Below are 13,285 nucleotides of genomic sequence, written 5' to 3'. Positions count from 1 at the left end.
AAACTTCGGATTTATTTAGCTGGTGAAAACCTGTTGACATGGACCAAGTTCCCTGGACTGGATCCGGAAATTGGACCTGCGAGCAATGATCCTTCGCTGATCAACTCGTCTGTCGTCAACTACCCAACGATGCGTCAATATTCATTGGGTTTGAATCTAACCTTTTAATCTAAATGAACACCATGAAAAAGATGAAAAAATTTCTAGCGATTGTATTGCTAACAGGTATAGTAGGGTGCAAAAAAGATCTTTTGGATACCTCTCCATATTCATCGGTTTCCACGGCAACGATGTGGACAACCGACAATTTAACAGATTTGGGCGTTGCGGGAATCTATAGTTCGTTTAGGCTCCTGATGGGGCATAGTGGACTGATCTCACCCTATGAACTGTATCAGTTTGATCGTTTTTCCTATACGGGGCAGGCACGTTTTGATGAACCCTTATTGACGGGAACCATTACCGCGGGAGACCCCTTATTTTTGAACGTTTGGAAAATTCAATATGAAGGTATTCAGCGTGCAAACGACGCCTTAAAGAATATTCCCATAAAATCACCGTCGACAGCAGAAAAGAAAGCAAAATATATTGCGGAAGCTAAATTTCTGCGCGCTTATTTTTACTTTCGACTTAACCAACTCTACAAAGGAGTACCCATTTATCTCGAGCCCTTTACAGCGGCGGAGGCCATTAAAGGACGTAGTTCGGAAGAGGAGGTTTGGAATCAAATATTGGCTGACCTGAACGATTGTATTGCTGAAAGCAATTTCCCCGATCGTTATCCCGCGGGTAATGCAAATTATGGACATGCAACTAAAGCGGCAGCCTATGCCTTACGGGGTAAAGTTTATCTTTATCGAAAGGATTGGGCAAAAGCAGCGGCTGATTTTCAAAAAGTAAAAGATGCTGGCCACACCCTGTTCGGCGATTATAAAGCTTTGTTTAAGGAGGCCAATGAGCAGTGTCCTGAGATGATTTTTTCCATTCAGCATCGCAGTGAACAGGGATATGGGAATAATATGCAGCTATTTTGCGGTTGGCCCTCGGTCTATTCGCGAGGCTGGAATTACTATATGCCTTCACCACACTTGGTTGATCTATACGAAAATAACGATGGCTCTAAGTTTGAATGGGATAAAATTATTCCAGGATACAGCAGTTTAACCGAAAATGAAAGGGAGGTCTTTTTTCTACGTAACAACTTGACAGATGCGGAGAAGGCAGCTGCGGTATTAAGAGGTGCAAAAATGAGCCTTTATCTGCCCCAAGGCAATGAGGAGCGCATCAAAAAGGCCTATGAAAATCGCGATCCCCGTTTGCAGGCCAATGTCGTGACGCCTTATTCGACTTTTAGGGGTGCCTATAATTTTACGAATGTTGAAAGCCTTCAATTTATGCGCTGGCCATTTCGTGGGCAGGCACAGGTAGACGGCGATATTCAGAGTGATACGCAGATCAATTTCTTCTATTTCTATCGAAAATTTGTTGCTGAAGGAGTCAATGAGCTTGTGGATCGTAATTATGGACCTATCGATTTTCCGATTTTTCGCTATGCTGATGTTTTATTGATGTGGGCCGAGGCCTTGAATGAAGATGGTAAACTGAATGAAGCTATAGCAAAAGTTAACGAAGTTCGCCAGCGTGCGGGGCTGGCACTTTTAAATTCCAATGCTGTAACAGCTGTTGGCGGAAAAGATGATTTACGTACACGTATTCGCAACGAACGCCGTGTGGAGTTTCCGAATGAGGGGATCAATTACTTTGACGAATTGCGTTGGGGGACCTGGAAAGAGACGGTGTTTCAAGCAGGCAATGGACGTAAGCAGGTCTGGGGGACAAATGTTGGGAATTATAGCTACAAAGGCGATTTCTTGACCGTATGGCCTATTCCGACCTCAGAAATACAGATGAACGTGAACCTGGTGCAAAACCCGGGTTGGATCGATTAGTTTTTGTGGGTATAAAATGAACCTAAACATGATTTTTTTTAGATATAGCTTATACTTTATTTATTTTTTGACCTTTTTTTATCCTTTTCTCCTACGCGCGGATACAAGCGATATCGTAAAAAAGGGATTTGATTTGGCCGAACGAACAGTATGCATTGCTGTATCAAGATCATAAAGATCTGAGTAAGTATCCACGATCGGCAGATCATAATGGAAAAACAACGTTTACTGATATCCGGGATTGGACTGGTGGCTTTTGGCCGGGCTGTCTTTGGTATGTTTTTGAGTATACAGGCGATGATCAATGGCGGGACGCTGCATTAAAATGGACGAATTCATTACGTCAAAATCAATTTAATACGCATCACCACGATATTGGTTTCGTAATGAACTGCAGTTATGGCAATGCCTATCGGTTGACGGGTGACACCACCTTCAAATCGATCTTGATCCAGAGTGCCAAATCTTTATTGACACGTTTCAATCCAAAGGTTGGAGCGATCAAGTCTTGGAATACATTTTCTTCTTGGGACGGTAAGCATAAATATGAATTCCCAGTCATTATCGACAATATGATGAATTTGGAACTTCTTTTTTTGGCTTCCAAATTATCTGGCGATTCTGTTTATCGGAATGCCGCTATTCGACATGCAGAAACGACGTTGAAAAATCAATACCGACCGGATTACAGTTCTTACCATGTGGTTACCTATGATCCCAATACGGGTGCTGTATTGAGCAGGGAGACTGCTCAGGGCTTTTCGGACAATTCCGCCTGGGCTAGAGGGCAAGCTTGGGGATTGTATGGATTTGTTGTGATGTACCGTGAAACGAAGGATCCTAAGTTTTTACAGGCTGCTCTAAAAATGGCAGACTTTTATGCACGGCACCCGCGCTTGCCTGATGATGGAGTTCCCTTGTGGGACTTTGATGTCGATCAAGCGGGGTTTATTCCAAACTGGGACTATCGAAAAGAAGATTTTGGCACTACCCCGCGGGATGCATCCGCTGCTGCTGTCACTGCATCGGCACTTTTGGAATTGGTTGAATATATGGAGCCGGGACAACAGCAGGATTATTTGGATCTGGCTGAAAAGATTTTGCGATCATTGGGCTCGCCAAAGTACGCTAGTGAAGTTGGAGGAAATGGTCTGTTTATCTTAAAACATAGTGTAGGCAGTATTCCACATAAAGGAGAGATTGATGTGCCTTTGGTGTATGCAGACTATTATTATTTAGAAGCCTTGACGCGATGGAACAAGCGAAGACATCGACTTGCACAGCTAATGAAGAAATGGCAGGAGATGAATAAACAGAAAGCACGGGCACTCCAAGATTTTCAGCAACAAAAGTTTGGTCTATTTATCCATTGGGGACTGTATGCGATCCCAGCAGGTATATGGAACGGTCAGAGAATAGAAGATTTAGGGAGTCCTAGTGTCGCCGAATGGATTCAATTGGTCGCAAAAAATTCCACGGTCAACCTATGCCAAATTAGCAAACCAATTTTCGCCTCAATCTTTTGATGCCGATAACATTGTTAAAATGGCCAAGGATGCCGGGATGAAATATCTTGTTGTGACAAGTAAACATCACGATGGATTTGCGCTATATGGTTCAAAGGTCAGTTCATTCAATAGCATACAGGCTACACCCTTTAAACGCGATATCATTCAGGAACTTTATGATGCCTGTCTTCGGCATAAACTCGATTTTGGTGTCTATTATTCACAGAATATCGATTGGAGGGATGGTAGCGACGCGCAATATAAGGTAACGAAGGCACAGCATGATCTTGCCCATACCAAAACCGATGCTTTTGGTGCCAATCTTTGGGATCCCAGTAAAAATTCCTTTGCTTCGTATCTCAACGAAAAAGCAATTCCTCAGGTAAAGGAAATTTTGACGCGGTTCAAACAGCTGAAATATATCTGGTTTGATATGCCGGGACTGATGACTGCAGAACAAAGCTTTCGGTTCTATAAAACCGTTTATGATTGCAATCCACATGTTATTGTCTCAGAACGGATTGGCAATGGCATGGGCGATTATGCCATTCCAGGAGATAATCGGATTCCAGATCCTTCGGAACATTTTAACCAACCTTGGGAAGCCATCGGGACATTCAATCATTCCTGGGGCTATAAATCCTACGATCATGATTGGAAAAATGTAGACGAATTGCGCTATTGGCTTTTGGAAATTGTCAGTAAAGGTGGTAACTATATGCTCAATATTGGACCCGATGCGCAGGGGAATGTCCCTGTGCCGGTAAAGAAAAATCTTGCTATATTAGGGAAATGGTTGCGACTCAATGGTGAAGCGATTTATGGGACATCCCCATGGACCACTGCACATGAGGGGCCTACAGCAATTCGGATAACGGATACCGAACAACGGGAGAGAGAAGGATTTAAGGCATCTTTTACCGCTTCGGATTTTTGGTTTACCCAAAAGAATGATTTTGTATATGCGATGGCTCTTGTAGTACCTAAGGGTGGAATCGTCAATGTAAAGTCCCTGAACCAAAGTAAGGCTAAAGTGAAATCAGTGGAAATCTTAGGGTTTGGTCAGGTCGATTTCCAGCAGGATGACCATGGATTGCAATTGAAATTACCCAAGAAGATAGAAAACAACAGCTTGGGCTATGCGCTAAAAATAAAACTAGGCTAATTCGAATATTGACTGTATCAATTATAACGATGTTGAATCAATTATTAACTACAAAAAAAATGCGTGCTTTGTCGCTGCTCTTCTGCTTAAGTTTATGGTATATACAAGCTGTTGGGCAAAAACAGGTAAATCAGTTTGCCTGGAAGGAAGGACAGAAAATTCTTTTTCTGGGAAATAGCATTACCTATGCCGGGCAATATGTCGCCATGACCGAAAGTTTGTTCCTGAGCAGTCATCCGAAAAAGAAACCCCAGTTTATTAACTCAGGGCTACCAAGTGAGACCGTATCTGGACTTAGTGAGCCGAATCACGCCGATGGAAAGTTTCCGCGACCTTGTGTATTTGACCGTTTGGATAATGTACTCGATAAAATCAATCCTGAGGTTGTCTTCGTCTGTTATGGCATGAATGACGGTATTTACCTACCATTTGATTCGGCTCGTTTTGAAGCCTATAAAAACGGAATTATACACCTGCAAAAACGACTTGCAGATCAAGGTGTCAAACGTATCATATGGATGACTCCACCGGTGCATGATGATCCACAGCTTCGGCTCAATGGGTATAATACCGTATTGGATCGCTATGCCCAATGGCTTATCAGCTATGCCAAAAAGCAATCCTGGGAAATCATTGACCTCCATTTCACCATGCGTCGATATTTGGAGACCGGCATCAAGAAAGATCCTCAGTTTAGGCTAGCGGCAGATGGTGTTCATCCTGGCGAGTTGGGCCACTGGCTCATAGCAAGGGAAATTGTTAAACACCTGATGCCTAATTTCCCGATCGAAAGCACATGGGATGATAATTTGCGCGATAAACCAAAACTTCGCCAGTTATATACCCTTGTTTTGAAAAGACAGACGATCATGAAAGACACATGGTTGACTTTTACAGGCCATAAACGACCCGGACTATCAAAAGGAATTCCATTGGAGGATGCGCGAAAGACTTATGATACCATGCAGGAGGAAATAAACAACTTGGGTTTCTGATGCCCACTGTTTAATGATTCTAATCCATGAACTTTTATGTATAAAACTATATTACGATGAAAATCAATTTTTTAAAGTGGAAGTGTGCAGCAGCAGTGGGAATGTTGCTATGCATGACCGATGTTGCTAATTCACAGACCAAATCATTACCCTATGAAGGCGTAGCTGGCTGGCAGGAGACACAAGATAAACGCATGGAATGGTTTAAAGAAGCTCGTTTTGGGTTATTTATCCATTGGGGATTGTATAGTGCAGCGGGAGGTTCTTTTGAAGGAAAAAAATACCCACAGCATTATGCAGAATGGATACAAACTTGGGGGAAAATTCCCAGTAAGCAGTATGCTGAAGTGCTGAAACCAAAATTTACATTGCGTTCTTTCGATCCAAAATCCTGGGCTCACCTTGCAAAAAAAAACGGGAATGAAGTATATGGTGCTGACCTCCCGACACCACGAAGGCTTTAGCTTATTCAATAGCCAACAGCCTTACGCAGTTAAAAACGATGTAACAGGTACGGCAAATTTATCGCCAAAAGGGAGAGATCTTTACCGCGAAATTATGGAAGCTTTCCGCCAGGAGGGAATGAAAGTAGGCGCCTATTATTCGCTGCTGGATTGGCAGCATCCCGATTCCTATGAGGCTTTTCAGTTAAACCCGAATATTGATAATCATCAACCTGAGCATGAACGGTATAAGGCCTATCTCTACGGCCAAATTAAGGAACTTGCCCAAAATTACGGGCGATTGGATATGCTGTGGCCCGATTTCAGTAGCAAACAGCAGGAGGGTGAAGCCTGGGGAACCAAACATATTTTAACAGACCTGATCAAATGGCAACCCAACATTATTATCAATAATCGATTTTGGAATGGACTCGAAAATAAAAACGGTGATATTGGAACGCCTGAAAAATATATTCCACCAACAGGCTTGCCTGGTATGTATTGGGAGGTAAGCCATACCATGAATGAAAGTTACGGTTATAGCGCCCATGATCAAAATTGGAAAAGCTTCCCCAAGATCATGCAATTATTTGTGGAAACAGTAAGTAAGGGCGGCAATTTCCTGTTAAATGTTGGACCCGATGGTGATGGCGGCATTCCTGAACCTGCGGTGCGTATTATGGAGCAGATCGGGGACTGGATGAAGATCAATAGCGAAGCTATTTACGGGACTACGGCGAGCCCTTTCCAAGCGTTGGATTGGGGTTATTGTACGCAAAAAAATGGGAAGCTCTATCTGCATGTTTTTGACCGTCCAGCTGATGGGAAAATAAATCTACCAATCAAAAATAAAGTGACGGCTGTCTATGCCCTGGCTTCACCGAAAATGAAGTTAAAATCTACGCTGGAAAATGGTAGACCAGCAATTCCTGTTGATGTCTTTGACAACAACAAAGGACCTAAGGTTATCGTGGTGGAGATCCAAGGAAAACCAATTGTTGAGGAAAGCCTAACACAAACACAGGCGGATGGTCGCATCGTGATGAACGCAAATAATGCAAAACTGCAGGAAGGAAAGGGACTGAAAATTATTGGCGCACATACCCATGATCCAAATCGCCCGAATGCCATAGGTCAATGGAAGGATCTTGCCGATCAAGTAATTTGGGATATTAAAATTCAGAAACCGGGTAAATACCGAGTACTCATCAATTATCTACCTAATCCTAAACATCAGGGCAAAATTTTGCTAACCGCTCTTGGACAAAAGATTCCTTTCGCCTTTATAAATGAAAATGGAACTGCATTTAAGGAAGCGGTCATGGGAACAATAGAAGTATCACAGCAAGTGATCGGAGAGCCAAGTATAAAAGTGCTGCTGCAGGCTACGGCAATTGATGGCGATGCATTACCTGAGATTGCGTCAATTACACTGGTTCCGGTTCAAGAATAAACTATTTTTGAGAAAGCCTAGACAAATCATCCATACATAAACCATTTTGCCGCCGAGGACCGAATAAGTGTCTATAAAGACGAGCAGAAAAATAAACTATCAGTAAAAAATGAAAAGAAGAGAATTTATAGCCAAGGGGATTGTATCCTCTTTGGCTTTCACAATTGTCCCGCGCGTTGTGTTAGGCGGAAATGGATTTCTTGCACCAAGTGATCGTATCAATCTTGGATTTATCGGTGTCGGAAAACAATCCTATACTTTGATGAACGGTCTCAATCGCTGCAAGGAAATCGCAAGTCTGGCGGCCTGCGATGTGGACCGTAAGAAGTTGGCCGCATTTATTGCTGCGACAGGGAAAAAGCAAACGGAATTGTCAAAAGCACAGACTGAGATCAAGGCCTATCACCATTATCGCGAACTATTGGATCGGAAAGATATTGATGCTGTTGTTATTGCAACACCAGATCACTGGCATGCACAGGTTGCTGTTGATGCAGCTAAAGCCGGCAAAGATATTTATTGTGAGAAACCCCTGGCGCTTACCATTGCCGAGGGGAGAGCAATGGTCGATGCAACCCGCAAATATAAACGTGTCTTTCAGACAGGTAGCATGCAGCGTTCTTCCTATAATTTTAGACAAGCCGCAGAACTGGTGCTCAATGGCTATATCGGCAAAATAAAAGAAATTAATGTGTCTGTGGGCGAACCGGTCAAACAATGCGACCTACCAGCTATGCCAGCACCGGATTATTTGGATTGGGATATGTGGGTAGGACCTTCACCTTACCGCGGTTATAACCCGATTTTAAGCCCACCGCTTGAGGATGATAAATGGGCTTGGTGGCGTGGTTACCGTGATTTCGGCGGTGGTTATATTACCGATTGGGGAGCACATATGTTTGATATTGTGCAATGGGCGTTGGGCATGGACGAATCTGGCCCGGTGCAATTCAATCCACCTAAAGCAGCAAATAGCAATAGCGGGCTTTCCTTTAACTATGCCAATGGAGTTCGGGTAAACCATGTGCAATGGGGCGTACATAACGCGATTCAATTTATTGGTGAAAAAGGTAAGATTGAAGTAAGCCGCGAATTTATCCGTTCGAATCCCGAGAATTTGGCCAATCTTAAATTGAGCTCCACAGATCGTCGCCTGTATTACAGTGATAATCACTATCAGGATTGGGTAGACGCGATCAAAAAAAGAAGTAAGCCGATCTGTGATGTTGAAATAGGCCATCGGACGAGCTCTGTTTGCAATGCCATCAACATAGCGTATGAACTTCAAAAGGATTTAAAATGGAATCCACAAAAGGAACAGTTCGACAATGATTATGCTAACCTCATGCGTAGCCGCCCTTATCGCGGAGAATGGGATTTTAGAAAGTTCTAATCAAGAAAATGGTCGACTAATGATAAAAACAGGCTTAGCATATTTGCTAAGCCTGTTTTGTTTATAGATCAATATTTCTACAACAATGTAGACTTGTATTACCCTGTCTTGGGCGGTAACATCTGCTAAGCACCTTTTCACAATTTTTTAATAAATAGGGAGGAAAGATTCGTACCTGCTTCGTACCTTATTCGGATGGGATGCAGATATTGTACAGGTGCTGAACAGATATTGTCCAGACTCTGAACAGGAATTATCTGGTCAACTTTCGATCAATAGTCGTAGCAAGATTCTCCACAGCCGAAGGTGATACGAACACAATACGAAGACAGTATTAGCGCTATAGACACAAAAGGCCATGTAAAACAACTTTTTATGCTAACGGAAAGCTGATGAAAGCAAGCATATTGGAATGATCATTTACACGATTTGATCACTAAATCGCTTTTCTTATCTGGAGATAAAAAAAACATGGCCCGCTGATTTAAAACAAAGGGAACAAAAAGAAAATTTGCTATTCTGGATAGATAATTGCTTTATTTGTATCCAACAATTATTACATTCGAACAGCAAAGGGAATCTTGATATGTCGCAATTAACAATAGTAGATCTGGCCAAAAAACTCGGCTTGTCAAAATCGACCGTTTCCCGTGCATTTCGGGATAACGAGGATATTAATCCGGCGACAAAAGCCCGTATTTTGGCCATGGCCGAAGAAATCGGTTTTTCGCCGAATGTCTATGCGAGTAGTCTCAAAGCGAATAAAAGTCTGACGATTGCGATTATTATTCCCGAATTTGGTAATAAATTTTTCTCGCAGGCCATCAAAGGAATCGAGGCAGTGGCACGCTCTAAGGGCTATCATACCTTGATTTACGTGACGGATCATCAGGTACAAAATGAAGCTTCCATCGTGCGCTCGCTGGCTAATGGACGAGTGGATGGCGTGATCATTTCGGCTTCCGGTGAGGGAAAAGACCATTCGCATTTGCAGCTGTTGGCGGAAAGGGGAATACCGGTCATGTTCTTTGACCGTGCATACGACGATTGGAAGGGGGGATATATTACGGGGAATGACTTTGATTCGGCTTACCAGGCTACGAAGCACTTGATTGATAATGCCTGTAAACGGATTGCTTACCTCGCCATCAATCCTCATGTTTCGATTGGTAAGGTGCGTAAAGACGGGTATGAAAAAGCTTTGCGGGAGGCGGGAATACCGATTAGGCCCGAGCTTATTTTGGATACCGTCAATGATGCCGATCAGAATATGAAAGATATCGCCAGCTTGATCGAAAAGGAAAAACCCGATGCCATTTTTGCTTCAGTAGAACGTCTCGCTATTTCGAGTATACGGGTCGCCAAGCAGCTCGCAATTCGTATTCCTGAAGACCTCAAAATCATTTGTTTTTCTTGTTTGGATATCGCCGATCTGATCGACCCAGCACTGAGCGTAGTGAAACAACCTGCCTACGAAATGGGCCAATTGGTAACAAAATACCTGTTAGATAAAATGGATGATCCAACAAATGATAAGTTTGCTAATTCGGTTTACCTTGATTCCCAGCTTATTTTTCAAAAATCCAGCCTCAAATAAGAAAAAAAATATTTGTTTTTTGTAATCCCATTATTTAGCTTTGATTACTTTCGGGAACATTCCCGAGAGTATTTAAATAATCAATTTGTATAAAATATTGGATAGGGAAATCCAGCAAATCGCAACAGGCGATTTCTTTTTACCTTGATTTCGGGAACGTTCCCAATTTCAGATTCCAAGTAAAGCTAATTATCGATGGGGAAGCATATCTCTCGTTTAATAGGGTATCTCTGGGTGATTGTCCTATTATCATCATGTGCAAATAAGAAAGATATCGTGGATATCGAGCAACCACCTGTTATTGAACAGCAGGGGACTGGTTTGGTGAATCTTTCTGCTCCATTTATCTTTTGGGATAAGGAAATCACCTTGCAATTTGATCTTTCGAAAGGAAATGCAGCGTTAAAAGGTAGCACCGCCGACCTGTATCTACACGCGGGGTTGATTCCTGTCCATGAGGGGAGCTGGCAGCATGTAGCGACAGACTGGTCAAAGAATGACAACGCTTATAAACTTAAATTTGTTTCTGCTGGTTTATATACATTTACATTTACGCCTTCCACATTCTTTAATCTGTCAAATGCTTTGGAATTTGGTCAGTTGGCACTTTTAGTGCGCAATGGTGATGGATCGCTCGTCCAACGAAATAAAAATAATTCAGATTTATTTCTGCCTTTCGTGGCGAGTAACATGCAAGCAATTCGTTTTGTGTCGCCTACGCTGCAACCCACAGATCCAATGACCACTGAGCAGATGTACACCGTTGGCGATAACCTGAAGCTAAAATTACAGGCAACGCAGTCCGGAAAAATCAGTGTCTGGGACAATGGTATATTGCTGGCTGAATCTTCTGCTGCACTGTCTTTAGAAAAATCTGTTAGTCTACAAAGCAACGGCCTTCATGAGCTCGAAGCCCGCTTGGAAGCTGATGGCAAGGTATATTCCAGTAAAGTGGAGCTATTTGTAGAATCAAAAGCTACCATTGCTGCCCTCCGATAGGTATCAATCCAAACGGAACAACCATAAACAGGGAAAAAGGGGAGGTCAGTTTTGCGCTCACAGCACCACTGAAAAAAAGTGTATATCTGTTAGGTGGTTTTAACAACTATAAAGCATTACCAGCCTATGCGATGAGCCAGACTCCAGATGGCAAAACCTGGTGGGTAACGGTATCGAATCTGGATTTCTCCAAAAACAGACTTATCAGTTTTTGGTGGATGGCCAATTGGCTATCGCTGATCCCTATGCTGAACTGATTCTTGATCCGCAGAATGATGCTGCACTTGGGCTTACAGCAGCGGCTGTACCCGCTTATCCCGCAGCTGCGCATGGTATTGTCGGCGTATTGGATCTTTCCACAAAGGCTTATACCTGGAAAACAACTGCTTTTAATAGACCTGCTCAAGGTGATTTGGTGATCTATGAACTGTTGGTCCGCGATTTTGTCAAACAGCATCAATATACTACACTCAAGGATTCTTTGTCTTATTTAAAAAGGCTGGGTGTAAATGCCGTTGAGCTAATGCCTGTACAGGAATCGGAAGGGAATTCGACTTGGGGATACAATCCTTCATTCCACCGGGCATTGGATAAATATTACGGCTTGAAAAATGACCTGAAAGCCTATGTCGATGCCTGTCACGAAAATGGTATTGCCGTGATTTTGGACGTTGTTTTTAATCACGCATTTGGTCAGTCGCCGCTTGTACAGCTTTATATGGAGCAGGGCAACGTCGCTGGCAATAGTCCTTGGTTCAATACGGTTGCCAAGCATCCGTTTAATGTTGGATTCGACTTTAACCACGAAAGTAGTTATACACAGACTTTTGTTAAAGATGTCTTGACCTATTGGATGCAAGAATACAAGATCGATGGCTTCCGCTTTGACTTGTCTAAAGGTTTTACCCAGAAAAATTCAGGCACTTCAGAAAGTGATTTAAGCGCTTGGAATGCCTATGATGCTTCCCGTGTGGCGATCTTAAAGCAATACCAGCAGCATATTCGGAGTATAGATCCTTCTTGTTATATCATTCTCGAGCATCTTGGCGGTGATCAGGAAGAAATGGAGCTGGCGCAATCGGGTATGTTGCTCTGGAATAATATGAATCATGTCTTCAACGAAGCGGCGATGGGATGGAATGCCAATAATGGCTCGGATCTCGGTCGTTTGTTTGCCTCAAATCATGGGATGGTGCAACCTTCTTTTGTGTCCTATATGGAAAGTCACGACGAACAGAGACTCTTGTTCAAGTGCCTCAATTATGGAAATTCATCCGGTAACTATAATATCAAGAATCTCGGTACAGCATTAAAACGCTTGGAACAAGCGGCGGTATTTTTATTGACTTCGCCTGGACCTAAGATGATCTGGCAGTTTGGTGAATATGGCTATGATGTGTCTATCGATGAAAATGGACGGACAGGTGAAAAACCATTATTATGGAGTTATCTGCAGCAAGATGATCGTAAAAAACTCTTTGAGACCTATGCGAAACTCACCCGTTTCAAAACCAAAAATAGCATTTTCCAAAACGGGACGATTGTTACATCGGCTATGAAAGATGCCGTTAAATATTTCGTGCTGGAAAAGGATGGACAACAAATAGGGGTACTTGGCAATTTTGGAGTAGAAAGTGTGGAATTTACATTGCCACAAGCACTGCAGGGACAGTGGGTGGACAATTTTACGGGAAAAGAGCTCAACTGGCTCAGTCAGTCAAAATTGAGCCTTTTGCCTGGACAATACCAATTGATAAGCAAAACAAAACTAAATAAATAAACA

Annotated in this window: 10 protein-coding genes and 1 pseudogene; all 11 read left to right on the top strand. The window is 42.7% G+C overall.

Features of this window, described 5'->3' with window-relative positions; translation table 11 throughout:
• Nucleotides 1–33 precede the first annotated feature (33 nt).
• The 11 genes and pseudogenes from DTA23_RS28695 to DTA23_RS07475 all read left to right on the top strand — a co-directional run bounded on the left by DTA23_RS28695 (nucleotide 34) and on the right by DTA23_RS07475 (nucleotide 13,282).
• Nucleotides 34–168 carry a hypothetical protein gene (locus tag DTA23_RS28695; RefSeq protein WP_256603053.1) on the top strand — a complete coding sequence of 45 codons (135 nt, stop codon included), beginning with the start codon at nucleotides 34–36 and terminating at the stop codon, nucleotides 166–168.
• A 23-nt stretch (nucleotides 169–191) separates the two neighbouring features.
• Complete coding sequence (locus tag DTA23_RS07525) at nucleotides 192–1,949, top strand: RagB/SusD family nutrient uptake outer membrane protein (protein WP_112374327.1); 1,758 nt, start codon at nucleotides 192–194, stop codon at nucleotides 1,947–1,949.
• A gap of 128 nt (nucleotides 1,950–2,077) precedes the next feature.
• Nucleotides 2,078–4,211 (top strand): annotated as a pseudogene (locus tag DTA23_RS28690) (alpha-L-fucosidase); the annotation flags it as partial.
• Nucleotides 4,212–4,214: 3 nt separating this feature from the next.
• Complete coding sequence (locus DTA23_RS31040) at nucleotides 4,215–4,622, top strand: alpha-L-fucosidase C-terminal domain-containing protein (protein ID WP_256603076.1); 408 nt, start codon at nucleotides 4,215–4,217, stop codon at nucleotides 4,620–4,622.
• A gap of 29 nt (nucleotides 4,623–4,651) precedes the next feature.
• Nucleotides 4,652–5,617, top strand: coding sequence for an SGNH/GDSL hydrolase family protein (locus DTA23_RS07505; protein ID WP_112374280.1), 966 nt, complete (start codon nucleotides 4,652–4,654; stop codon nucleotides 5,615–5,617).
• 56 nt (nucleotides 5,618–5,673) lie between these two features.
• Complete coding sequence (locus DTA23_RS07500) at nucleotides 5,674–6,081, top strand: alpha-L-fucosidase (protein WP_112374279.1); 408 nt, start codon at nucleotides 5,674–5,676, stop codon at nucleotides 6,079–6,081.
• Complete coding sequence (locus DTA23_RS07495) at nucleotides 6,038–7,513, top strand: alpha-L-fucosidase (RefSeq protein ID WP_112374278.1); 1,476 nt, start codon at nucleotides 6,038–6,040, stop codon at nucleotides 7,511–7,513. Before DTA23_RS07500 ends, DTA23_RS07495 begins: the two co-directional genes overlap by 44 nt.
• A 109-nt stretch (nucleotides 7,514–7,622) precedes the next feature.
• Nucleotides 7,623–8,906, top strand: coding sequence for a Gfo/Idh/MocA family protein (locus DTA23_RS07490; RefSeq protein WP_112374277.1), 1,284 nt, complete (start codon nucleotides 7,623–7,625; stop codon nucleotides 8,904–8,906).
• A 586-nt stretch (nucleotides 8,907–9,492) separates the two neighbouring features.
• Complete coding sequence (locus DTA23_RS07485; protein ID WP_112374276.1) at nucleotides 9,493–10,503, top strand: LacI family DNA-binding transcriptional regulator; 1,011 nt, start codon at nucleotides 9,493–9,495, stop codon at nucleotides 10,501–10,503.
• A 195-nt stretch (nucleotides 10,504–10,698) separates the two neighbouring features.
• Nucleotides 10,699–11,502 carry a hypothetical protein gene (locus DTA23_RS07480; protein WP_112374275.1) on the top strand — a complete coding sequence of 268 codons (804 nt, stop codon included), beginning with the start codon at nucleotides 10,699–10,701 and terminating at the stop codon, nucleotides 11,500–11,502.
• A 160-nt stretch (nucleotides 11,503–11,662) separates the two neighbouring features.
• Nucleotides 11,663–13,282 (top strand): alpha-amylase family glycosyl hydrolase, encoded by a 1,620-nt coding sequence (locus DTA23_RS07475; protein ID WP_112374274.1) that lies wholly within the window; start codon nucleotides 11,663–11,665, stop codon nucleotides 13,280–13,282.
• The last annotated feature ends 3 nt before the right edge of the window (nucleotides 13,283–13,285 follow it).

This window comes from Sphingobacterium multivorum (assembly GCF_900457465.1).
GTDB lineage: Bacteria > Bacteroidota > Bacteroidia > Sphingobacteriales > Sphingobacteriaceae > Sphingobacterium > Sphingobacterium multivorum.
Note: the sequence above shows the minus strand (reverse complement) of the source record. Positions and strands in the feature narration are given on the sequence as shown.